Source organism: Aurantiacibacter xanthus, from assembly GCF_003584015.1.
Classification (GTDB): domain Bacteria; phylum Pseudomonadota; class Alphaproteobacteria; order Sphingomonadales; family Sphingomonadaceae; genus Alteraurantiacibacter; species Alteraurantiacibacter xanthus.
Window position 1 is genome coordinate 40,136 of sequence record NZ_QXFM01000144.1, and the last position, 25,080, is coordinate 65,215.

Consider the following 25,080-nt stretch of genomic DNA (forward strand, 5'->3'; position numbering starts at 1 on the left):
CGCCTCAGCTCCGCTGGCGCCTGCGGCGTTCGACCAGCCACAGCGCGCCGAAGATCACGAACAGGATCACTGGCACCACGGCGATGGCCTGGAAGCTCTTCTCGGCGGCAAAGGCCAGCACTTCCTGCAATTCCGGCCCCGGCAGCAGCGCGGCAAAGGCCTCGGCCCCGCCCGCCTTCTCCAGCTTGGCACGGTCGTAGATCTCGCCGATCTTCGGGAGCACGGCGTAGATGGCCATGGCTCCGGCGAAGCCGACAATGCCGATGCCCCAGGGGCCGCTGTCAGGATAGCGGCGGGAGGTCGCCGCGAGCATGGTCGGCCACATGAAGCACACGCCGACTGCCCAGGCAGTCGCCGCCACCAGCGCGGTGACCGGCGAGTTCGCAAGGCTCAGCAGGTAGAGCCCGATGGCGGCGGGCACACAGCACATGCACAGCAGACCAATGTCCGAAAAGCGCCGTTCGAGCGGCCCGGCAAAGTGCCGCATGACGAACATGATGGCCGAGACGTAAACCAGCACGAGAATGCCCGGCATGCCCACGGTCTGGGTCAATGCCACGTCGACCCAACTGCCCGGAGCCAGTTCGGCCGAGGCGGTCAGGAACATGATCGCGGGGAACACCCAGAAGCTCGCGTGCCGGAACGGCTCCCGGATCATGGCGGAGAAAGACACGCCCTTGGCGGTGCTCTCGGTCACCGGGAAGGTCTGCGGCAGCGTCAGCACGAAACACAGCACTGCCGGGACCATGATAAGGCCGATCATCAGTTGCCAGCTAAGGCCCATCCCGTCCTTCAGGAACACCGAAGCCAGCCCGCCGAGGATTACGCCAAACGGCCACCACGCATGCAGCGCGTTGAGCTTGCCGGTCTTGTCCTCGGGATAGATTGCCGCCGTCACCGGATTGGTCGAGGCCTCCATCGCCCCCCAGCCCAGCCCGCATACGATCATGCCGATATTGAGCATGAGGTACATGGCCTCCCCCGCGCCCGCCATGGGCGAGAGCAGGATCAGCAGCGGCCCGACGATGAACGAGGACGACGAGAACAGCACCACCTTCTTGGCGCCGATCACATCGAGAAACGGCGAGATCACGAGCAGGCTGAGCGCGAAGCCGAGGAACGAATAGCCGAGCGTGGCAGCGATCATCTCGCCCGAACTCATCGGCATCCATGGATCGAGCAACTCGGCCTTGATCGCCCCGGACACGCCGGTGCGGATCGAAAAGCCCATCGCCGCGGTCAGAACCGCGAGCAGGCATACTCTGAACAGCGCACGGGCATTGCCCGCGCTGGCTTGCGCTTCAGTCATGTAAATCCGTCCATCTCCCGCGCCGGCTTATTTTCCGGCTTACTATTCGCAACCGTTGCCCTCCAGCCGGAGCGCCCATCGTGTCGCGCCAAGCAGCATGGCCTGATATTCGGGCTCTGTATAGCTCTCAGGCCGGTGACCGAGGGCGGAATAGAACGCGCGGCCGCCGCCCTGACAGTGCCACCAGGCCATCGGGTGATCGCTGCCCATCGCCAGACGCTCGGGCGCGTAGCTCTCCTCATCGATCGTCAGCAGGATATCGTAGCCCTTGGCGCGCGGGGAAGCTTCGAAGCTGTAGAACTCGTCGATCCAGAACCAGTGCGGCGGCAGCCCGGCAGTAGCGGGATGGTCTCCGCCTTCAGGCACCAGCCGCCCGCTCTGAAACTGCGGGGCCATCGGGTGCCCGATGAACTGCGCGCCGATCAGTTCATCGACGTACCAGCGCCAGGCATATTCGTTGTCACCGCCCGAACCATGAAACCCGACGAAGCCGCCGCCGCCTTCGACATAGGCGCGAAACGCCTCGCGCTGCTGCGGCGTGAACACGTCTCCGCTGACATTGTTGAACACCACCGCATCGAACCGGGCGAGCATCTCGGGGGTGAAGTTGGCGGCGTTCTCGGTCTGGAAGTAGTCCCATCCCTGCTCGCGGGCGAAGCGGGCGAACAGGTCGTTGGCAGCCGGGATCGCATCATCATGGCGATATCCGCGGGTCTTGGAGAAGACGAGGATCGCAGGCCGCTCGGCCTCGTCCGGTGCGGTGGCGGCCAGCAGCTTCACCCCGTCAACGTAGTACCGCTGAAACCCGCTCCAGCCGAAGGCCACCAGCGCCACGATCGCCGCCAGCGCGAACACCGTCACCAGATCGAGAGCACGCGCCAATCGCGCGCGCGAAATCCCTGCCATAAATCCACTCCCTCTCACCGCGTCGTCTTATTGCGACAGCATCTGAATCAGATTCGAACACCGTTGTAGCGCTACCATTCACAAAATCGACCACTAATCGCAAGAAACAGGGAAGAAGCCGGGGAAGTGGGAGAGCGCTACTTCTTGCAGAGGCCCGCGATATACCGGAGCGCTGCGGCCGTATCGTCTTTCGTCGGCTGGCACTCGACATCAATGGCCCGGCCATCGCCTCCGGCTGAGCGGCATTGTGGCGAGCCGCGCTTCGTCCCTGTCAGTCAGGGGCGGCAAGCGCATAGCGGCGGCGCATTTGGTCTGACGCTCAGCAATTCAGGGCCACTCCGACCGACTTCAGCTCGGTGTACAGTTCAATCGCACTCCACCCCATTTCGCGCCCCCAACCGGACTGACGGAAACCCCCGAACGGAAGAGCCGGATCGATCACATGGTGCGTGTTGATCCCGACCGTGCCAGCCTTGATCTTTTTCGCTACCGAATGCGCACGGTCGATATTTTGCGTGAACAGGCTCGCGGCAAGGCCGTAGATGCTGTTGTTCGCCTCCCGCACCGCGCTGGCGACATCGCCATCAGCAAAGGTGGAGGAGACGAGGACCGGGCCGAAGATCTCTTCCCTGACCACGGCCATATCGGGCCTTGTCTCGGCCAGGATCGTCGGCTGGACGAAATAGCCGACCTCTCCGTGGCGCTCACCACCGCAGAGCAATCTGGCACCCTCGGCTAAGCCCGAACGGATATAGCCCAGCACCTTGTCCTGCTGCTCGGCCGAGACCAGCGGCCCGATCTGCGTCGCCGGGTCGAGACCCGGCCCGATCCGCAGGCCCTTCGCATGATCGGCCAGCGCCTCGTGCGCATGCTCGGCAATGCTCTCCTCGACATAGAGGCGGCTGCCGGCGGTGCAGGTCTGCCCCATGTTGTAAAAAATGCCGGAGGCGATCGCCGGAATGGCCACATCGAGATCGGCATCGGCAAACAGGATCATGGGCGACTTTCCACCCAGCTCCAGCGAGACCTTCTTCAGATTGCCTTTTGCCGCATCGAGGATTTTCTTCCCGACCTCGGTCGAGCCGGTGAAGGCGACCTTGTCGACAGCATCGTGCGCGGCAAGCGCCGCCCCGACCTCCTCGCCAAGGCCCGTCACCACGTTGAAGACACCGTCCGGGAAGCCTGCTTCCTGCACGAGTTCGGCCAGCCGCAAGGCGGTCAGAGGCGTCTGCTCCGCCGGTTTGAGAACGATGGTGCACCCGGTCGCCAGCGCCGGGGCGACTTTCCAGATCGCCATCATGAAGGAGAAATTCCACGGCACGATCTGCGCGCAGACCCCGACCGGCTCGCGCAGGGTATAGGCATGAAAGGCACTGGGCTGCGAAAGGGGGATCGTCTCGCCCGTCAGCTTCGTGCTCCAGCCGGCCATGTAGCGCAGCAGTTCGTGCGAAAAGGCCACATCGCCCCACCTCGCATCTGTCACCGGCTTGCCGTTGTCGATCGCCTCCAGTTCGGCCAGTTCGTCTGCATGGCGCTCGACCAGATCGCCCAGCCGCCACACCAGCTTGCCTCGCTCAGCAGGCGTCATCCTTGCCCAGGGCCCTTCGTCGAACGCCTTTCGCGCGGCGGCCACGGCAAGATCGACATCCGCCGCATTGCCCCGCGCGACGGTGGTGATCCGCTTGGCGGTCGCCGGATCGAGCACGTCGATCCGCGCCTCGCGCTGATGCCATTCGCCATCGATGAACAGGCCGCGATTGCGGGCGATAAAGGCTTGGGCCGCGTCTCCCAGACGCACAAGATTGGGGGTGGTTTCGGTCACGATCTGCGGTCTTCCTGTCATGGGAGGCTGCCCCACAACGGGTGGGGCAGCCCTGTACATGCAGAGGACTTCGCAAAGTCGCGAAGACGTGGAAAGTCACCCCGGGGTGGTAGGAGCGCGCGCGCTCAACGCCACCACGCGTCACCGATTTCGCGCATGGCATTGGTGCCGCAATGCACTTCGCCGCCGAGAACGTGATGACTGCGCCAGTCGTCGACCGACCATGTCGTGATGCCAAGCTTCGCATAGGCCGCGCTGACCGCTTCGCCCAGCAGATCAACACCGTCGATCACCGGGCCCCACTGGCTTGGCATGATGTAATTGTGCCGATCCACCACCACGCCGTTCACAGCCGCCGGATAGTAGGCGATGAGCGTACCGGGGCCGTAGACGATTTCCTCGCGCGGCCAGTCGAGATCCGGCGGCAGCATTGGCGGCGGTGCGCCCTCCGTCAGGGCATCCTCCGGATCAACGGCAAATTCGGCGGTGTGGAACAGGCCGGGCACGCGCAGCACCTCGTCTTCGGTGACACCCGTCTCTGCCATAAGGATGGCGAGGTTCAGCTCCACCCGCCGCCTTGCAAGCTCGTTCTTGCGCATCAGATCGTCGTCGGCCAGCACGTCGTCGATGGTCAGCTCGTGGCCACCCGCGACGGAGAAAGCGGGGCGATCGCCGAAGCCGCGCCGCTGGGCATCGCGCAGCACTTCCAGACCGCTCGGCACATCCTTGATCGCAATCACCCAGCCGCGCGCGTTGTCGGTGGGCAGGAACTGCACGAACTCGTCGACATGGGCGATTGCCAGCCATGAGGTATCAAGCAGGATCGGATCCTGCACCTCCTGCGCCTCGAAAAAGGACACCATGTCATGATGCGGCGACAGCCCGTCTCCGGCATCGCCATAGATCACGCGGCCGCCAGGATAGCGTCGTCCGTTCGTCTCGTAAGGCGGCACCGTTTCCAGATTGCCGAAGGAATCGGCCTGATGATAGTTGTCGCCGCCGATCTGCACCACGCCCACGCCGGGGCCGCGAAGGTCGAACAAGGCGCGCCCGGCTGAGCGCGTGGGCTGGGGAGAGCGGATCGCCACCCTGATGACCTTCATCGCGCCTTCAGGAGCGGGCATGGCCATATAGCCGAACTCGACGAAGTCCTGCGCCCAGTTGTCGAAGGTGTCGATGATTTCGACCGGTTGCTGGAAACCGATCTGCGACAAGGTGCTGGAGAGGTCGGCAACAAATTGCTGGTGAGCCTTCGCGCGCCCACTCTTGACGGCGAAGATGCGGGTCGCATTCTGCGTGTGGTTGTGCAGCACCACCGGCGCAACACGCATGGCCACGCGATCGGAACGGGTCTGTCCCGCCGCGTCGACGGCAAGTTCGAGCGTGATGCGGCCATCCCAGACCGCAGCATCGCGCGCGACATCGCGCGCATCGACCCCGAGCTGCAATCCTGCGCGAAGGTCTTCGGCCGAAAGTCGATCCGTCGGGGCCAGGAATTTCCACCCCTCGCCTCGCTTGACGAATACGCGAATGTTCTGCGCCCCGGCGCCAACCGCAATCACGCGGCCAGTGGCGCCCTGTGCCACGTCAGCAATGGGCATCACCCGAACGGGCGCGAAGTACTCTGGAGCGCGGGCCTCCTCGCCCTGCGCATCGTTGCAGGCCTCCAGTTCGTCATCGCTGAGGTCGGTCTGCGCGGGCTTGGGGCAGCGGTTTGCCACATCGCCGATATTCGCCAGCAAGATCGCGCCGCGATCGTCGCTCCACAGCGCCTTTCCGTCCCGGTCCGCCGCGTCGACAAGTCCGTCGCGGTTGGTGTCGGCCAGTATCTCAGGCTCGACCGCATGGGCGCGCGCCGAAGCGCAGAGCATGGCTCCAGCCACACCGCAGAGCAGCATCTTCCTTCGTGCGACGTTGCAAGACCTCATGGCACAACCCTCCCTTGGTTTCTGCGATAAGGGCATATGGTCGCGCACCCGAGCAAGTCCCCTGAAGGGGGTAGTTCGGCTACGCGCCGCCTCAGCCGGTCAGGACGGCTGAACCGCCAGACACCCGAGTTTGATATTCAGATAGTCGTCCATCCCGAGGTGCGATCCCTCGCGTCCAAGCCCGGACTCCTTGATGCCCCCAAAAGGCGCCACCTCGGTCGAGATGAGGCCGGTGTTCACGCCCACCATTCCGTATGCGAGCTGCTCCATCGTCCGCCATTGGCGCGAGGCATCGGCAGTATAGACATAGGCGGCAAGGCCTGCCCTGCTGCGGTTGGCCAGCGCAATCGCCTCCCCCTCACTGGCGAACGGGGTGATCGCGGCGACCGGCCCAAAGGTCTCCTCGCGCCACAGCAAGGCATCGGGCGAAACCGCTGAAAGCACCGTAGGCGCGTAAAAGCGGTCGCCCGCCTGATGCTGCTCGCCGCCGCTGTGCAACATCGCCCCGCCCGCAAGCGCGTCGCGCACATGGCGGCCAACCCTGTCTGCCGCAGACCTTGCAATGAGCGGGCCCTGGTCTGTGTTGCCGGCAAGGCCATTGCCGACCACAAAGCCTTCCACCGCAGCGCTCAAAGCCTCGGCGAAGGGCGCAACCATCGCTTCCTGAACGAGGAAGCGGTTTGCGCAAACGCAGGTCTGCCCGGAATTGCGGAACTTGGACGCCAACGCCCCCTTCACCGCTTCGGCAAGATCGGCGTCATCGAACACGATGAACGGCGCATTGCCTCCCAGTTCAAGGCTCACCCGCTTGACGGTGCCCATGCACTTGGCCGCCAGCATCTTGCCCACCGCGGTGGAGCCGGTGAAGGTAAACTTGTTCACCAGTTCGCTCGTGGTCAGCACCTCGCCGATGGCAGCCGCATCGCCCGTCACCACATTGAACACCCCCGGCGGAACCCCCGCCTCCTCGGCAAGCGCGGCCAGAGCCAGCGCCGAAAGAGGGGTCAGCTCCGAGGGCTTCACCACGAAAGTGCAGCCCGCCGCCAGCGCCGGCCCAGCCTTGCGCGTGATCATCGCGAGCGGAAAATTCCACGGCGTTATCGCCGCCACCACGCCCACCGGCTGACGGAACACCAGCAATCGGCGATCGGCCTGATGCGGCGCGATCATCTCGCCCATCACCCTGCGCGCTTCCTCGGAAAACCACTCGAGAAATGCTGCGGCATAGCCGACCTCGCCCTTGGCCTCGGCCAGCGGCTTGCCTTGCTCGGCGGTCAGGATGGTGGCGAGATCGTCTGCATGCTCGTTGAGAAGCTCGCCCCAGCGGCGCAGGATAACGCCGCGCTCCTTTGCCGGGCGCGCTTTCCACTCTGCCAGAGCCGCATTGGCTGCGGTTACGGCGCGCTCGGCTTCCCCTGCCCCGAGGTCGGGCACGTAGCCAAGAACGGCGTCCGTTGCGGGGTTGTCGACGGCGAGCCGCCGGTCTGCATCGACCCACGCACCGCCGATGTAGGCCTCCTGACGCAGCAGCCGAGGCTGGCGCAACATAGCCGTCAGGTCGTGCGCCTGCATCACAGTACCGATCCCGTGGCCGTGCTGGCGAGCGCATCTGCCAGCACGGCCAGCCCCTCCTCGATCAGGCTGTCTTCCGCCGTCAGCGGAACGAGGATGCGGATGGTTTCACCGCCCGCGCCGCATGAGAGCACGACCAGCCCGTTCTCGAGCGCGGCACGGATCACTGCCTTGGTCTGCGCACCATCGGGTTTGCCGTTCTTGTCGATGACATCGAACCCGATCATCGCACCCAGTCCGCGGACGTTGGCGACGGGCAAACCGGCGGTACACCAGCCGCGCAGGCGTTCCTTTATGGCCTGCCCGATGGCCTCGGCACGGGCGCACAGGCCGTCTTTCTCGATCACATCGAGCACGGCCAGGGCCGCAGCGCAGCCAACTGGCGAACCGCCATAGGTGCCGCCAAGCCCGCCCGGCTCGACCGCATCCATCACCTCAGCTTTGCCGATCACGCCGGACAGCGGAAAGCCGCCCGCCAATGACTTGGCGATACAGACAAGGTCCGGCTCGACGCCGCTGTGCTCGATCCCGAACAGCTTGCCGGTGCGCGCGAACCCGGCCTGCACCTCGTCAGCGATCAGCAGGATGCCGTGGGCATCGCAAAGCGTGCGCAGCGCGGCGAAAAACTCAGGCGGCGCGACGTGAAAACCGCCCTCGCCCTGCACCGGCTCGATGATGATGCAGGCCACCCGCTCGGGCTCGATATCGGTCGCGAAAAGCTGCGCGATGGCGGCCAGCGAAGCCTCCACTCCCGCGCCATCCCGCCCGGTGGGGAAAGGCACATGGTAGACCTCGCCCGGCATGGGGCCGAAACCGCGCTTGTAGGGCGCGACCTTGCCGGTCATCGCCGATGCCAGCAAGGTGCGCCCGTGAAACGCGCCGCCAAAGGCGATCACCGCCGAGCGTCCGGTCGCCACGCGGGCGATCTTGACGGCGTTTTCGGTCGCTTCGGAGCCGGTGGTGAACAGGATTGCCTTCGCATCGCCGGAAAACGGCGCCCGCTCGACGAGCCGTTCGCAAAGGCGGATGTAGGGCTCGTAGGCGGACACCTGAAAGGCGGTGTGGGTGAAGCGGTCAAGCTGGCCCTGCACCGCCTCCATCACCGCAGGGTTGCGATGCCCGGTGTTGAGCACGGCGATCCCGCCGGCAAAATCGATATACCGCCTGCCCTCGACATCCCACATTTGCGCGTTCTGCGCCTTGTCGATGAAGATCGCAGTGGCCGAAGCCACGCCGCGCGGCACAACCCGCTCACGGCGGGCCTGAAGGCTCTTGTTGTCGCTCATTTGCCCTCTCCCGAAGCGGCCGCCGCGATGCCAAGCGCAGTTTCCGGCGACGTCCATTCCTCGCCAAGCTCGCGCGCCACCGGTTCGCAAGTGATCGCGCCATTCCACACGTTCAGCCCCTGACGCAGGTGCCCGTCGCGCCTGAGTGCCTCTTGCCAGCCGAGATCCGCCATCGCGATGACATGCGGCAAGGTCACTGCGTTAAGCGCATAGGTGCTGGTGCGCGCCACGGCGCCGGGCATATTGGCGACGCAGTAATGCACGATGCCATCGACGATATAGGTCGGATCGGCATGCGAGGTCGCCCGGGAAGTCTCGAAACATCCGCCCTGATCGATCGCGACATCGACCAGCACCGCGCCCTTCTGCATGGTGGACAGCATTGCGCGCGTCACCATTTTCGGAGCCGATGCGCCGGGCACCAGCACCGCGCCGATCACGAGGTCGGCCTCGGCAACCAGCCGCTCGACCGCCGCCTGACTGGCGAAGGACGTCCGCGCCCGGTTTTCGAAATGGGTGGCGAGGCGCTCAAGCACCGCCGGATTGCGGTCGACAATGGTGACTTCGGCGCCAAGCCCCACGGCCATCTGCGCCGCGTGGAAGCCCACCACGCCGCCGCCAAGGATCGTGACTCTGGCCGGAAGCACGCCGGGCACGCCGCCCAGAAGCACGCCGCGACCGCCATGCACCTTCTGCAAGGCGGTCGCGCCTGCCTGAGCGGACATTCGCCCGGCAACCTGGCTCATCGGCTTCAGCAAGGGCAGACCGCCAGCGGCATCGGTCACCGTCTCATAGGCGATGCAGGTTGCGCCAGACTTGACCAGATCATGCGTCTGCGCCGGATCGGGCGCGAGATGCAGATAGGTGAAGAGAACCTGCCCCGGACGCAGCATGGCGCGCTCGACAGGCTGAGGCTCCTTGACCTTGACGATCATCTCGGCCTCGTCGAACACGGCCCTGGCGTGATCGCGGATCTCGGCTCCCGCGGCGAGATAGGCTTCGTCGGTGGCATCGATGCCCGAGCCCGCCCCCGTCTCCACCAGCACCCTGTGGCCTCGCGCTGTAAGCTCCATCACGCTTTCGGGCGCAAGACCCACCCGGTCTTCCTGGCTCTTAATTTCCCGCACAGTTCCGATAATCATTCCCGCATTCCGCCCTGCTGCTGATTTGGCTGCGGATTGATTGCCACGGGCGGCGCGCACTTTCTTGTCCCCCCGTGGTGTTAGCTTCCGGCCTTCAAGGGCGTTTGCGAGAGGCGGGTGTAACCCCTCTGGGGGAATGTCCTGCCCGGACCTCGGAGCATAGCCTCGGCCGTAAGAGTAGCTCCCGGAGAACAGGCGACACATCCAGGCCACTCGCACCATGCAAACAGAGCAAGATATCGAGGAGAACACCCATGACTGCCTATCGCTCGCCCCAAGGACTTCTCGGCAAGGCCGGATGGGCAATGTCGACATCGCTGGGGGCCTTGCTGTTCGCAACGCCTGCGCTGGCCGGGCCCGATCTCATTGTCGTCAACGGCGACGTCTATACCGTCGATGAAGAATATCCGCGTGCAGAGGCCTTTGCGGTCGAAGATGGCAAGTTCACCGCTATCGGCACGAACGAGGAAATCCGCGCGCTCGCCGATAGCGAAACCGAGGTTATCGACGCGGGCGGCCACACGGTCACGCCCGGCTTCATCGATTCCCATGCGCACTTCAGCGGCGATAGCAATCGGCTCAATCTCTATGTGCAGTCGCACGAAGAGTGGGCGCGGCTGATCCGTGAAGAGAACGAGCGCCTCGCCCCCGGCGAATGGCTGCTGGGCAGCAACTGGGATCACACGATCATCGACGATGTCCTGCCGACCAAGGAATTCCTCGACGCAATCGTGGGCGACCGTCCCGCCGTCCTTACCCATATCGACGGCCACTTTGTCTGGGTAAACTCCGCCGTGATCAAATTGGCCGGTATCACCGCCGATACGCCGGTTCCGCCGGGCGGACAGATCGTGGTCGACCCCGAAACGGGCGAGCCCACCGGTATCCTGAAGGAAGGCGCGGTAGACCTCGTGCGCGCGCTCATCCCGCGCCCGACCGACGAGCAACGCTATGCCGCGCTGCCCGCCGCGATCCACTATGCCAACAGCCTCGGCATCACCGGCATGCACAACATGGCCGCCTATGACGACTGGCTGCATGTGTTGCAGGATGGCGGCCTGACGATGCGCATGTGGCATGGTTTCTTCGGCGGCTTCGATCCGGCCAAGGACCCGATGCGCCAGCCCGGCAGCATGGAGGAAAAGGTCGCCAACCTGCACGCCGAGCAGCAGCGCGTGCGCGCTCTGGTCGAAGCAACCGGCTTCGAGGACGAGGTCGGGCCGCTGTTCGAAATGGGCTTCGTCAAGCTGATCAACGACGGTGTCCTGTCGGTTCATACCGCCGTTCTGCTTGACGCCTACCGCGACCAGCCGGGGTGGACCGGCGCATGGTTCGTCGAGCCGGAAGATCTTGCGACAGAGGTCTCGGCACTGGAAGCTGGCGGGTTTCAGGTCGCCATTCACTCGATCGGCGACGGCGCTGTCCATGCCTCGCTCGACGCCTATGAGAAGGCCCGCGCCGGCAGCACCGCGACGCTGCCGATGCGGATCGAGCATGTCGAACTGCTGAGCAAGGAAGACCTGCCGCGCTTCAACGAACTGAACGTGGTCGCCTCGATGACGCCGAACCACATGACCAAGGCCGTGGCCTATATCGAGGAACGGATCGAACCGGCACGCGAAGACCGCGCCTATACCTGGCAGTCGCTGATCGACACCGGCGCCACGGTCATGTTCGGTGCCGACGGCACGACCTCGATGTACCTCGATCCGCTCAAGCAGATGGGCGATGCGATGTATCGCACCAACCACGTCGGCTTCAACGAGGGAGAGCCGTGGCACTCCGAGCAGGCGCTGACCTTCGCGCAGGCGCTTAAGGCCTACACGCTCTCGCCCGCGCAAACGACGAGCTGGGGCGATCAGATCGGCTCGATCACCCAAGGCAAGTGGGCCGACTTTGTCATCCTTGGTGGAACGGTGGGCGAGCCGGTCGACCCGCAGATCTTCGACATGGGGATCAAGGCGACCTATTTCGCAGGCCGTCCGGTGTTCGAGGCCGAATAATCGGCAAACCTGTTGCTCCCCGGAAAAGGCGGCCTTTTTCCGGGGAGCAATCGATCCGCTAGCCGATTGTCACCCCGGCAAGCGTTGCCACCGCTTTCAACAACACGTTCGCGCCCGCTTCGAGGTCTGCCGGTTCCGCCGACTCCAGCTCGTTATGGCTAAGGCCATCGGCGCAGGGCACGAAGATCATCGCGGTGGGCGCAAACTGCGCGGTGTGGAGGCTGTCGTGCCCTGCCCCGCTGACCAGCCGCATATGCGCATAGCCGAGCGCTCCGGCAGCCTGCTCTATCGCATCCACCAGATGCGGCGCGAAGGCGGTCGGCGGCATGTGCCACACCTCTTCGAGCGCGAAGTCCACCTCGGCCTCGGCACAGGCCGTCTCGATGATCCGGCGCATGTCCGCCTCCATCGCGGCAAGCACATCGGCATCGGGATGGCGGATGTCGAGGCTGAGCGAGAGCGTGTGCGGCACCGTGTTGCGCGCGCCCGGTCGCGCGGAGATATCGCCAATCGTCGCCCGCCCCCAGGGCGCCTGTGCATCGGCCAGCGCCAGCACCTGCGATACGATGGGCGCAACTGCGCGCCATGGGTCCTTGCGCATGGTCATCGGGGTCGGCCCTGCGTGGGCGGACTGCCCGATTACCTTCAGATCGAACCAGTGGGCGCCCTGAATGCCGGTCACCACTCCGATGGTCTTTTCCTCTGCCTCGAGGATCGGCCCCTGCTCGATATGCGCTTCGAGCATCGCGGCATAGGGCCTTGGCGAGGCCGGAACCTCGCCGCGATAGCCGATCCGCTCCAGCTCGTCGCCCAGGCGCAAGCCTTCCTTGTCGGTCGCGGCGTAGGCATCTTCGAGCGAATAGGTGCCGCTCATCACGCCCGATCCCAGCATGGCAGGAGCAAACCGGCATCCCTCCTCGTTGGTCCAGACGGCAACTTCCAAAGGGTTCGCAAAGCGCGCCTGCGCATCGACCAGCGTGCGCACCACTTCCAGCCCTGCGAGCACGCCATAGACCCCGTCGAACTTGCCTCCGGTTGCCTGAGTATCGAGGTGGCTGCCCATCAGGACCGGCTCTGCGGAAGGATCGCTGCCTTCCAGCCGGGCGAAGATGTTGCCGATCGCGTCCACGGTGATGGAACACCCGGCGGCCTCGGCCCATGCCACAAACAGATCGCGCCCTTCCTTGTCGTGATCGGTCAGGGCCTGCCGATTGCAGCCGCCTTTGTCGGTCGCGCCGATTGCCGCCATTTGCATCAGGCTGTCCCACAGCCGTGCGCCGTCAATTTTGGGATCATCGCTCATCTACCGCGTCCTTGTGCTGCTCTGGTGCAAAGCTCCAGTGTGACCGCTTGAGCGACCGGCTTTCAAGCTACCCCGAGAGGGTACATCTGCACCGCATGCCACGCCCCTCGCATACCCCTTTGGGGGGACTATCGGCATTCTCCATGCGCATTAGTCTCGGCACCAAGAAATCCTGCTGATGTATTTTTGGGAGCGAAGTAATGGACAGTACCGCGAAATCGGATGCCTGGCGTGCTGATCGGGATCACTTCCTGCATCCTTACACCGACTTCACGACGTTTCAGGATAGCGGCAGCCAGGTCGTCAGCCATGGCGATGCGATGTACATCGTCGACGAGGCTGGGCGCTCCTACCTTGATGGTATTGCCGGCCTGTGGTGTGTGAACCTTGGCCATGGCAGAAGCGAAATTGCCCAGGCCATGGGCGATCAGGCGCAGCAACTGGGCTATTTCAACACCTTCGGCCATTCGACGAACACGCCCGCCGCGCTGCTCGCCCGGCAACTGGCCGAGCGCACGCCGGGAGACCTCAACCACGTCTTCTTCACCACGGGCGGCTCCACTGCCAACGACACGGCGATCCGGCTGGCGCATTACTATTTCAACCGGCTGGGCAAGCCGAAGAAGAAGAAGATCCTCGCCCGCAACGGCGGCTATCACGGTTCGACCTATTTCGCCGCAGCGCTGACTGGCATTCACGGCATCCACTACGGCTTCGACCGAATTGCCGAGGACATCGTCCATCATCTGTCGGCGGCCAATTGCTATCGCCGACCCGAAGGCATGGACGAAGCGCAGTTCTGCGATTTCCTGATCGACGAAGCCCGCCATCGGATCGAGCAACTGGGCGCGGACAACATCGCCGCCTTTATCGCCGAACCGGTGATGGGGGCTGGCGGCGTGCTCGTGGCACCCGAAGGCTATCACCGCCGGATGGCCGAGGTCTGCCAGCAAAACGACATTCTCTACATTGCCGACGAAGTCGTCACGGGTTTTGGCAGGCTCGGCCACTGGTTCGCCTCGGAAGACCGGTTCGGCCATGTGCCCGATATCCTCATCACCGCGAAGGGGCTGAGTTCGGGCTATTGTCCGATCGGCGCGGCGGTGTTCTCCGAGCGGATGTATGAGGTGATCAGCAAGCCGCAGGGGCCCGGCGGGGTGTTGAGCCACGGCTTCACCTATTCGGGCCACCCGGTCTCATGCGCCGCGGCGCTGAAGTCCATCGAGCTGTACGAGCGGGAAGACATCTTCGGCAAGGTTCGCGATACCGGGCCCTATCTCCAGCAGCAGCTGAAGCGCCTTTCGCGCCATGACGTTGTGGGCGATATACGCGGAGATCATCTGATGGCGGGGGTCGAACTGGTGTCGGATCGCGATGCCAAACGCAATTTCCCGCCGGACCTTGCCGCCGCCGAAGTGGTGTTCGGCCGGGCCCGCGACTATGGCGTCATCGTGCGCCCGGTCGGTGATACGATCATTCTGTCACCGCCCCTGATCATCTCGCGCGAACAGGTGGATACGCTTGTCGATAGTCTCGATCAGGCCATCGAGGATGTTTCGGGGCAACTGATGTCGAGGGCTGCAGCATCGTGAGCGCGCAGGGGACGCGCGCTTAGAAATTCTTGCGGAAGAACATCGAATAGATCTCCCGCGTGCTGCGCGTTCCCAGTTTGCGATTGATCCGCTTGCGGTAGACTTTCACCGTCTCGTGGCTGATCCCCAGTTCGCGGCCGATCATCTTGTTCGAGAAGCCGCGCAACAGGTGCCCGGTCACTTCCACCTCGCGGCCGACAAGCCCGCGTGCCCGACACATGCTCTGCAGGTTCTCGGCAGAATTGGATGCGATGGTCGAAAGGCTTGACCATTGCCGATACATCAGTTCCCGAATTGCCGGGAACAGCGCCCGCAATTCGCTGAGCTGGCCGCGCTTCCTGTCCCCCTCTTCCGAGGCGCGAATTCCCAACATCGTCACCAGGCAGATCTGCTTGCTCAGGCGCACGAATATCCCGCATTCGTCGGTCAGGCCGGTCGTGGCATAGAACGTGAGGTAGTACTCACTCTTGCGAAAGCCGTCGGGCACGCATTCGGAGAAGCGGTAGACACCGTCCTCGATCTGGGAACTGGCCATGTTGTACCAGGGATCGAGCAGGTAGGTGCCATCGAAATAGGGGCGCAGCGTTGTCCCCTCTTCCTCCGCATTGAGATTGCTGAACAGCCGCACCGGCTTGGTGCTCTCGGAAAGGGCAGCAACGACGGTCGAGGTATAGCCGCTTAGCCCTTCGAGCATATCGGCCAGACGCTCCCCAAACCCGTTCGAGCCGACAGACGAAATCGCCAGTGCAAGCGGGGCCGATACACTCTCCAGCAACGGATCCGGGTCATCGCCGCGGCGCGGCCTGCGACGTTTCGGAGGGCTTTCCGGCTGATTCATCCGATGCAACACCTTGCCTGCACGATTACGATCACCCCGGCTGCGACAAAGCCGATGAAGAGGACTTGCGCGCGAAACTCGTGATAAGCCCGACACCCAGCCACAGCAAGCCAACCGTCAGCGCCAGCCACGACAGGCTGAACCACAGCCAGATGGTAAGCAGCAAGCCGATGATCGGGCATACAAGGTATCGCAGCACCGAGACAGCGGACCTCTGCTCAAGACGGTCGCGGAAGATGACAGGCACCGAGAGGTTGACCATGGAAAAGGCGAACAGGGCGCCGAAGCTGATCAGCGAAGCGAGGCTTTCCAGGGAGGCAACAACGGCGACCAGCGAAAAGAGCGCCACGGTGAGAATGGCATAGGTCGGGGTACTGAAGCGCCGATCGAGGTGCCCGAACCAGGCCTTTGGCAGTTGCCCTTCCCGGCCCATTGCAAACAGCACCCGCGAGACGCTGGCCTGCGAAGCAATGGCAGAAGCGATGCACCCGGCGAGATAGGCCGCGATGAAGGCTGCCGAGATGACGGGTCCGAGCGGGGCCATCACCTCCAGCCCTGCCGTATCGGCCGACGCCAAATGGTGCCAATCCCCGATTACCAGCGCGCCCGCATAGGACAGCACGATGAACAGCGCACCGCCGATCAGCGCGGTCAGCAAAATCGCCCGAGGCACGGTGCGCTGCGGATCGCGGGCCTCTTCCGACAGTGTCGAGACTGCATCGAAGCCCAGGAACGAAAGGCACAGGATCGCGGCACCGGCCAACAACCCGTTCCATTCGAGGCCCGGGGAATAGAAAGGCGCGATCACCGGCACCGTCTCCTCACGCAGGAATACGATCGCGACGAAGGCTACCGCGAAGACGATCTGGCCGACCACCAGAATCAGGCTGGCACGCTTCACCACGTCGACCCCGACGATATTCAGCGTTGTGACCAGGGCGATGGCCGCCACTATGAAGATCGCGCTCGGAATCGCGGGGAACTGTGCGTTGAGATAGATACCGATGATCAGGTAGTTGATCGCCGGCAGCAGCAGATAGTCGAGCAACAAGGTCCACCCTGTCACGAACCCGGTTCGCCGGCCGAAGGCCGACGAGACATAGGCGAAGGCCGATCCGGCCGAGGGGATCTTGCGGACAAGTGCAGCATAACTCAGCGCGGTGAAAAGCATCGCGATTGTCGTGATGACATAGGCGAGCGGGAGATGACCCTGCGTTATCTCCGTTGCCGTGCCAAAGGTCGTGAAGACGGTCAGAGGCACCAGATAGGCCAGCCCGAACATGGTGAGCGAGAACGTGCCCATCACGCGGCTAAGCCTGGGATCGGTGTCTTGTGGATGCGAACTGGCCGTATCGCGCGAGGTAACTGTCATGACAGTATCTCCGTCCTTTCCGGAATGCCGGGAGCCGCCACTGCAAGGCAATGGCCGGCTCCCTGACATTTTGCATCAGTAGCGATACGAAACCGTCAGCCCCAGCGTACGCGGCCGCAGCGACGACGCTGTATAGACCACGTTGTTGAACTGGGCGTCGAGGCCGAACAGCGGCGAGGCGTTGGTAAGGTTATCGACAAAGACCGACGCATCGACATTCCCGAACTCTGCCCCGACACGAAGGTTGATCGTGGTGTAGGCAGCATCGGGGCGCGAACGCGGATCGAACTGCGGCGATGCCGGATCGGTTTCGCCATATTCGTGGGCCCTGGTCAGGTGCGAAAGGTCCGCGCGGGCGTAGAACCGGTCGAGGTTGTACTGGCTATAGAGCGAGAAACGCCAGGGCCGCGTCGCCCCGATGGGGCTTCCTGCCGCGCCCAGAACCGTGCCATCGGGGGTAACGACATCGTCATCGTAGGTCGTCGAGTTATAGCCCACCGTTCCGCCGATACGCAGATCGTCGATAGGTTCGAGGTCCACAGCCAGATCGACGCCCTTCGACGTTGCATCGCCCAGATTGTCGACGAAGACATAGAGGCAGGTGGGCAGGAACACGCTGTTCTGGATATTCGACCAGTTGATGTAATAGGCGCTGACATCAATGCCCACGCGGCCGTTGGCCAAGCGGTTCTTCGAGCCGACTTCATAGCTCCAGACCGAGTCCGAACCATAGCTTCCCGGCTGTGTCGGGTTGCCCTGCCCATCGACATAACCGATGTTTGCGAGGTCAGGCCCGCAGAACTGCGCCGGAACGCGCGCGTTTACGCCCGCCGGGCGGAAGCCCTTGGCAATCGTGCCATAGAAGAGATGGTCCCGCGTCGCCTGCCAGGAGATCCCGAATTTGGGCGTGACAGCCGTTTCCGAGTTCTTGAACCCTGTCGTATCGACATAGACCGGCGCGTAGGTTCCAGAGCTGATGGTGCAGGTCTCCCCCGCCGGACACGGCGCACCGTAAGGAGCATTGTCGTTGTTGAGGGGGCCGCGGAACGTGGCGTCCAGCTCGAGATCGTTCTTTGCGACGCGGACGCCGGCGATAAGCGTGAGATCCTCAACGACCTCGTATTCGACCTGAGCATAACCGGCCAGCTGCTTCTCGGTCAGATCGCGGTTCTCGATATAGGAGCTGTTTTTGGCTCCCACGAGCGGGGTCCCGAAGGCGTTCTCGATTGCCGAGGAGCCCGGCCCGAACGGATTGCCGCCCGCCACGCCGCCATAGAGCGGGAGAACCGGGAGGTTGGCCACGAAGTTGTTGCCGATGTTCTGCGTCGAACCCTGCTTGTTCTCCGAGTAGAAGCCGCCGATCACCCAATTGAAGGGTGACGACGTGTCGGACGATTGCAGGCGAATTTCCTGAACGAAATTTTCCTGCGACACACCATAGGCCGAAACAGACTTGTAGCCTTCGGGTACGAAGAACTCGAAGGCAAACTGGAAAGCGTCGATAACGGTGAAGTCGATAAAGGTCTCGCTATCGCGATCGAAATACGACGTGTTGCTGATGAGCTGGACACTATCCGACAGATCAATCTCGGTATCCAGAGAGTATAGCCAGAATGTGTCGTTCGCCGATTCAAGATCGGGAATATCGACCTGGGTAAAAAGCGGGTTCGAAGCAGGATCGCCCTGGAAGTTCACCCGCCGCACATAGTCGGCATCGTCAAGGTCGGACCCCGCGATCCAGAAGGCTCCCAGCCCGTCATCGCGGCGCAGACGCTGATAGCTGACGGATGGCGTGATGCTGAGCCAGTCGGTCGGCTGGAATTCCAGCGCGAGGCGCGCGGTCAGTGCATCCGAACTGTTGGTATCCTCCCGCAAAACCTGCGTTGTCGTAAAGTCGACGAGGTTGCCATAAGGATACTCCGGCGCCGGCGGATTGCCGCTGCTGTCGGTGGCCGGAGCAACATCGGCCAATACCGCATCCACATATCCGCCATCCTTGCGGTAATAGACATGCCCGCGAAAACCGAGCACGCCCGGAATGATCGGCCCGCCGATTGCGGCGCCCGCCTCATAGGATTCATCGCCATTGTGCGTGGTGGAAATCTCCGTGCGCGCATAGCCCGACCAGTTGTCCATGTTGGGCGCGGTCTGGATGAAGCGGACGGTGCCACCCTCCGACCCGGCGCCGAACAAGGTGCCTTGCGGCCCGCGCAGCACTTCGACCCGCTCAAGATCGAAAATCTCCGGGAAGGCCGTCCCCGCGCCGTAGCCCAGATTGCGGACCTGGATCGGGGTGTCGTCGACGTAGACCCCCGTGGTCCCCGCACCGGCCCCCGAGGAGATCCCGCGGATGGAGATGTTGTTCGATCCGGTTACGGTCCGCCCCAGTTCTAGGCCGGGGGTCAGGCTGACGAGATCATCGATCTTCTTCGCGCCTACGACTTCCATGGTTTCTTCGTCGAACGCCGCCACGCTGACCGGGGTACGCTCGATCGATTCCGAGCGGCGCGTCGCTGTCACAACGATCGTACCGAGTTGACCCGAGGCAGCTTTCGGCTCGACCTGCGCCATCGCGGGAAACCCGGCAAAGGCCGCAAGCGAGACGCCTGCCAGCAATACTACGTTTCTCATTCCCGAATTCCCCCCTATGTTTCGGTAGGTTGATGATCCGTTCCTGACCTGCGTGTCTTTTTGACTTGAGGAATAGTCCCCCTCACCCATCCGATCAGCAAGTCACCCTGCGGGGGTACAGGCAGGGCCGCCGATCGACGCCGGGCGAGGCGCCAGACGCAACCTCACCTTGGGAGGCGGTCCGTTCGAGAGGTGGGATTTGGACTGTTCAGGGCGCACGCAACTGGCGTGGGCGACGGGGCGACATTCCACGCCAGCGCGGAACACCACCGCACCAACGGTCGGCTCGATGAAGCCTCGGAAGATGTTGAATATTTGCACCAATGGGGCGCAAAGGGCTGTCGCCAGTGTATCCGCGCACCTGCTGGATGGTGTTCGCGCTCACTCAGGAAAAGGCCAGGCACAAGCAGCAGACAGGCCGCGAGATTGGCCACCTCCGGCATCATCACGCGGCCACGATGCCGCCGCAACCATAGGGCGATGAAGAAAACGAAAGCCGAAAGCCGCGCCTCCACGTTGGAAGGCGTAAACATCCCTTCCTCTCTGCCACCACCGGGTCGATCAACGAGGTAATGAAGCCTCACGCGAAGGGATAACGTAAGGCAGGTTGCCCGGCCGAACCGGGAGGCCGGGCAACCGGGTGTTCACGGGCACGAACCTTATTGCGGAGACATCGGCACGGCGGCCAGTTCCGTGTCGATCCGCGCCATCATCTCATCGGTCAGCACCTGCGGCAGGTATACCGACAGCGCGGAAAGGCTCTGCCCCCGCGCCATGCCAATCTGTTCGGAATTGACCAGTTCCGGCAGGTAACGTTCGAGGATCGCGTGCGCCTGCGGATCATCCAGCATCTGGCCGAGCGGGGTCGTCAGGCTGTTGTATTTGCCGGACGCGAGCGCGACCTGGATCGCGCGGCGCTCTTCCTCGATTTCCGGCCCCCATGGGTCGCGTTGCGGCTCCGCCCGCCCGCTCACCGCGAAATCCATGATCTCATCGCCTGCGCGGGTGTGCTGCGGCCAGTAGACAAGGCCCGGTCCATTCGGATCGCCTGTCTTCACGAAATTGAGCAGGTAGCTGCTGACCAGCTTGCCCGCGGCAATGTCCTTCTCGGTGGTAGCGTCGCCATACTTGATTGCCGTGGTATCGAAGAAATAGGGGATCTCGGCCGCGTGCTGCGCGCCGGGACGACCGATCGAATCCGCCACATACGAATAGCGATAGTGCCAGACGGGAATGCCCATGTCGGCAAGCATGCTGGAGGCATCGCGCGCGCCGGCGATCATGAACCCGCTCTTGCCGCCCATATCCGCACTGGTGGCACCGATCATCATCGGCACCCGCGCGAACTTACCACTGGCATAGGCTTCGTCGAGATCGACCAGCGCGGTGCCGTCGACGAACGGACCGGCATAGGTCGGCGGGCCGTCGCCTCGCGCCATCATGCTCAACCCATCGGTGACTTGCTCAGCCGACAGGGCCCGCAAGCGGTCGAGTGCATCCGACGCATCCGGATCGATGCCGTATTGCCGGGCAAGGTTCACCCCGAACTGCTCGATATCCGCCAGCCTGTTGCCTCCATCGGATTGCGCGCTCCCGCCCGACATCACCACCGCACGCTCGAACAGGCCTTGCGACAGCGGCGAGGTCACGAGATTGTGCACCGACATGCCGCCAGCGCTTTCGCCGATGATCGTCACATTGTCGGGATCGCCGCCGAAGGCCTTGATATTCTCCTGCACCCATTGCAGCGCCGCGACCTGATCGAGCATGAAATAGCTGCCGAGAACGCCATCGGGGTTCTCTTCGGAGAGCTGTGGGAAAGCGAAGGTGCCGAACCTGCCAAGGCGATAGTTGAAACTAACGAAGATAACCCCTTGCCGCGCAAGGTTGGCGCCGGAATATGTCGGTGGTGACGCCCCGCCGTTCACAAACCCGCCGCCGTAGATCCATACCATCACAGGAAGATCGTCACCGCCTTGAGCAGGACGCCAGACGTTGGCGTAAAGGCAATCCTCCGCCGGTTCGGTGCCGAGCGGCGCCGCATCGCTGGGAAAGGGGACCTGCATGCAATCGTTGCTGTATTGCGTGGTCTCACGAACCCCGCTCCACGGCTGGACAGGCTGCGGCGCGCGCCAGCGAAGGTCGCCCACTGGCGGCTGCGCGAAAGGCACGCCTTTCCAGCTCAGCACGCCATCTTCCGAGCTGCCGCTGATCGTTCCGCTTGCGATGGTAACCTGCGTCGTTTGCGCCAGGACCAGTTGCGGAACTGCCAGGCAAGCCCCCGCCAGCAAGAGGGAGAGGATCGATGTTCTGGTCATGGTACAGTCTCCAGGGAAACAGGTTCGTCTTGAAGGCGGCGGCCTGTTGCGGCGCGTCCGCAGGATTGAGGAGCGCGGCGTTCAGAAACCGGCCGAAAGGGTGAAGGTAAAGGTCCGCCCGAACGGGTTGGAATAGGTCGGGTTGAATACCCCGCCGGTGGTGAAGACCAGCGGCGGATCGCGGTCCGTCAGGTTCTGGATGTTGATCCCCGCGCGGTAGCTCTTCACGAAGCCGCTTCCGCTTCCGAAACCATCGCCCCTGTAACCCAGGCTCAGGTCGAGCGTGACATAGGGATCGATCTCCACCGGGGCGATCGCCTGGTTCTGGGCATTGACCGCCTGATCGTTGGTATAGGCGCCGGTGTAGTTTCCAAACAGCGTGGCATTGAACCTGCCGTAATTCACCCCCACCGAACCGCGCCCGCGCCATTTGATCGGCGAGGAATAGAAACCCGTCCGGTCGATAAACGGTTCGCCCTCAACCACCTGCTGTTCGTTGCTGAGCACCGCATTGGCGGCCAGGTTAAACGAAAGCCCGCCCCATGGGGTTGGATGGAAATAGTCGATCTGGGCATCGATCCCGTCCTGCCTGGTGGCGGCAAGATTGGTGTTCCGGCCGTCCAGCAACACGTCGATCGAACACGGATCGTTCAGGCCGTTTACGTAAAGCAGCGTCCGCCCCAGATAACCCCCCAGCACAGGATCGTAGGTCGACAAGTCGCCGTTGACACAGGTGGCCGGGTTGTTGATCGGGAAGATGAACTGCGCATAGCCGAGATAGTCGGGATAGGTGGTCGGGTTAAAGAACGCTCCGAACACATCCGGCCCGGCAATCCGGTCCTCGTACGCTATATTGTAATAGGTTGCCGACAGACGCAACCGGTCGAGAGGCTCGAAATCGAAGCCGATCTGCCAATTCGTCGCGCTTTCGGGTTTGATGTCGGGATTGGCCCCCGTGACGTAGCCAACGCTGATCGGTCCTTGCGGAAAACGCGGATCGGCACCGGTGTAGAAGAAGGGGAAAGCACCCCCGCTGGAAATCGCCGTCGGGTTGACGTCCGGCAGGTTGGGCGCACGGAACGAGGTGCCCCACGACCCGCGCAGGCTAAGCGCGTCGCTGATTTTCCAGGTGGCGCTGAACTTGGGATTGGTGGTGCTGCCCACGTCCGAGTAGTGGTCGTAACGCACTGCCGCACTGACTGTCAGCGACTGGACCAGCGGGACGTTCATGGCATCCCCGATGATCGGAATATAAAGTTCGGCGAAGGCGGATTTGATGGTCCGTTTTCCCCGGCTGCTCGTCTCATCCGTGTCGAGCACGAATTCGTTGGTGTAAGGCCGGTTCGCGCCGTTGATATTGTAGTTATAGACCTGGTTGTGTTCACCACCCACCGCGGCGCGAACATCCCCTGCCGGCAGTGCGAAAAGCGGGCCATTTATCTTGATAACGAAGTCATCGAGACCATTGCCGCTGCGCTGGATATTGTCGCCAGTGAAACGGGAAATAACCTCTCCCCCCAGGCGATCGACATTGTTCAGCGGATTGATGGCGCCGATGTCGATCTGGTACTGGAGCGCGGCAAGGTTGATGTTCGTACCCAGCTGGCAGTAATTGCAGGCCTCGTCGCGGCCGTAGGTGTAATAGACTTCGCCGTCCCATCCGAACGGCAGTTCCGCCTTCAGACCCGCGGTAATGTTGTAGGATTCGTTCTCGCCGGTCCAGTTGTTCGTGCCGACACTTTGGAGCATATTGTACTGCACGGACAACGGCCCGTTGGTCAGCCCGTCGATGTAATAGGGATTGGGCGTGCCGGTGGGGGTATTTGTCTGCGGATCGTACAGGACTGGTTTAAGCTGCACATTGGCGATGACCCCCTGCGAGGTCTGCGAGACTGTGCTGCGATTGTTATAGCTCCCCTGCGCGAAGAACTCGATCCGGTCGCCGATACTCTGATTCAAGAATATCGCGACCTGGTGGCGCTCCATTTCGCCGGTGTAATCGTTGAAAAGGGCGGAATCGAGCAGGGAGGGATTGTTGAACAGGAGATCGCCGGCTGACAGGTTTTCGTTCGTGCCGGAAGGAATCCCGTAATAAATGTTGGCACCCGCTGCGGGGATCTGCTGATTCTGCGGGGGCTGGGCCGGACCGAAGGGGCCATCCGGATCGACGGTCGGCACGACGATATTGCCGTTGTAGCCGGCTGTCGCGTCCGTGCCGTTCAGCCGGGCGTCGAACCCGCCGAAGGGCGAGCGATCCTGTCGCAAATACGGGTTCTGGTAACGGCGATAGGCCTCGCGGTGCGAATATTCGTAGCTCACCAGGATATTGCCCTGGCCGAGACCACCCGCTTCCCACGACGTGCCCGCAGTGATGCCGGGCGTATATTCCCAACCGCCACTGTTGTTGGTGGCTCGCATGGTAACTTCGGCGCCTTCGTAATCCTTGCGAATGACAAAGTTGACGACGCCTGCGACCGCATCCGAGCCATAGACTGCGGAGGCCCCGTCCGCGACCACCTCGATCCGTTCGAGCGCCGCCATCGGGATGGCGTTGGCCTCAAAGAAAGTCTGCGATGCGCCGGTATTCACAATCCGGCGACCATCCACCAGAATCAGTGTCGCCGCCTGCCCCAGACCACGCAGGTTGATGGCATTGCCCTGCTGGTTATTGTTGCCGCCTTGCGTCCCGCCTTCGCGAAATTCGCCCAGATCACGCACCTGGGGCAGAGTGCGAACCACGTCGGCCGCATTGGCCCTGCCGCTCTGCAGGATCTGTTCGCGGCCCAGCGAGATCGTCTCGCTGCCGACCGCCTCGACGCCGCGGATGTTCGTGCCGGTCACCACGATGACGTCATCGGAATCCTCATCCTGAGCATGCTCGTCGAACACACCGGCAGGATCCTGCGCATGGGCCGGCGCGGCAGCCATCATCAGCGCGAGCACTCCGCTACTCACGCAGGCGCACAGGACGGACTTCTGGCGTGCAACTGGTTTCATTTTTGCCCTCTCCATTCCCTTGCGACGCATATTCCTGCATCGCACTGGCGGCTTCAGGGCT

At 63.2% G+C, this 25,080-nt stretch carries 15 protein-coding genes; 2 read left to right on the forward strand and 13 right to left on the reverse strand.

The annotated features are described in order from the left end of the window. Positions 1-4: 4 nt before the first annotated feature. From D2V17_RS19710 to ald, 7 genes are all read right to left on the reverse strand, one after another. Positions 5-1,309 (reverse strand): MFS transporter, encoded by a 1,305-nt coding sequence (locus D2V17_RS19710; RefSeq protein ID WP_119594850.1) that lies wholly within the window; start codon positions 1,307-1,309, stop codon positions 5-7. 42 nt (positions 1,310-1,351) lie between these two features. Then, on the reverse strand, positions 1,352-2,215 hold the full coding sequence (locus D2V17_RS19715; RefSeq protein WP_119594851.1) for a ThuA domain-containing protein: 864 nt from the start codon (positions 2,213-2,215) through the stop codon (positions 1,352-1,354). A gap of 319 nt (positions 2,216-2,534) precedes the next feature. Next, positions 2,535-4,058, reverse strand: coding sequence for an aldehyde dehydrogenase family protein (locus D2V17_RS19720; protein WP_119594852.1), 1,524 nt, complete (start codon positions 4,056-4,058; stop codon positions 2,535-2,537). 104 nt (positions 4,059-4,162) lie between these two features. Beyond that, positions 4,163-5,965 carry a protein-arginine deiminase family protein gene (locus tag D2V17_RS19725; RefSeq protein ID WP_191229319.1) on the reverse strand — a complete coding sequence of 601 codons (1,803 nt, stop codon included), beginning with the start codon at positions 5,963-5,965 and terminating at the stop codon, positions 4,163-4,165. 99 nt (positions 5,966-6,064) lie between these two features. Continuing rightward, complete coding sequence (locus tag D2V17_RS19730; protein ID WP_220474169.1) at positions 6,065-7,513, reverse strand: aldehyde dehydrogenase family protein; 1,449 nt, start codon at positions 7,511-7,513, stop codon at positions 6,065-6,067. Between the two features lie 23 nt (positions 7,514-7,536). Further along, on the reverse strand, positions 7,537-8,823 hold the full coding sequence (gene gabT, locus D2V17_RS19735; RefSeq protein ID WP_119594855.1) for a 4-aminobutyrate--2-oxoglutarate transaminase: 1,287 nt from the start codon (positions 8,821-8,823) through the stop codon (positions 7,537-7,539). Beyond that, on the reverse strand, positions 8,820-9,965 hold the full coding sequence (gene ald, locus D2V17_RS19740) for an alanine dehydrogenase (protein WP_119594856.1): 1,146 nt from the start codon (positions 9,963-9,965) through the stop codon (positions 8,820-8,822). Before ald ends, gabT begins: the two co-directional genes overlap by 4 nt. A 254-nt stretch (positions 9,966-10,219) precedes the next feature. Here ald and D2V17_RS19745 point away from each other — a divergent pair, with 254 nt between their 5' ends. After that, entirely contained in the window at positions 10,220-11,968 is a 1,749-nt protein-coding gene (locus D2V17_RS19745) for an amidohydrolase (RefSeq protein WP_220474170.1), read from the forward strand. Positions 11,969-12,026: 58 nt separating this feature from the next. Here the strand turns inward: D2V17_RS19745 and D2V17_RS19750 are convergent, their stop codons facing one another. Continuing rightward, positions 12,027-13,271, reverse strand: a complete 1,245-nt coding sequence (locus D2V17_RS19750) for a Zn-dependent hydrolase (RefSeq protein ID WP_119594857.1) — start codon at positions 13,269-13,271, stop codon at positions 12,027-12,029. A gap of 200 nt (positions 13,272-13,471) precedes the next feature. Here D2V17_RS19750 and D2V17_RS19755 point away from each other — a divergent pair, with 200 nt between their 5' ends. Next, complete coding sequence (locus D2V17_RS19755) at positions 13,472-14,863, forward strand: aminotransferase (protein WP_119594858.1); 1,392 nt, start codon at positions 13,472-13,474, stop codon at positions 14,861-14,863. Positions 14,864-14,882: 19 nt separating this feature from the next. Here the strand turns inward: D2V17_RS19755 and D2V17_RS19760 are convergent, their stop codons facing one another. From D2V17_RS19760 to D2V17_RS19780, 5 genes are all read right to left on the reverse strand, one after another. Beyond that, positions 14,883-15,701, reverse strand: coding sequence for a response regulator transcription factor (locus D2V17_RS19760; RefSeq protein ID WP_119594859.1), 819 nt, complete (start codon positions 15,699-15,701; stop codon positions 14,883-14,885). 31 nt (positions 15,702-15,732) lie between these two features. Further along, positions 15,733-17,073 (reverse strand): APC family permease, encoded by a 1,341-nt coding sequence (locus D2V17_RS19765; RefSeq protein ID WP_191229321.1) that lies wholly within the window; start codon positions 17,071-17,073, stop codon positions 15,733-15,735. Positions 17,074-17,148: 75 nt separating this feature from the next. After that, positions 17,149-19,704, reverse strand: coding sequence for a TonB-dependent receptor (locus D2V17_RS19770; RefSeq protein ID WP_191229322.1), 2,556 nt, complete (start codon positions 19,702-19,704; stop codon positions 17,149-17,151). 659 nt (positions 19,705-20,363) lie between these two features. Next, positions 20,364-22,022 (reverse strand): carboxylesterase/lipase family protein, encoded by a 1,659-nt coding sequence (locus tag D2V17_RS19775; RefSeq protein ID WP_119594862.1) that lies wholly within the window; start codon positions 22,020-22,022, stop codon positions 20,364-20,366. Between the two features lie 81 nt (positions 22,023-22,103). Next, positions 22,104-25,019, reverse strand: a complete 2,916-nt coding sequence (locus D2V17_RS19780) for a TonB-dependent receptor plug domain-containing protein (protein ID WP_191229323.1) — start codon at positions 25,017-25,019, stop codon at positions 22,104-22,106. Positions 25,020-25,080: the final 61 nt, after the last annotated feature.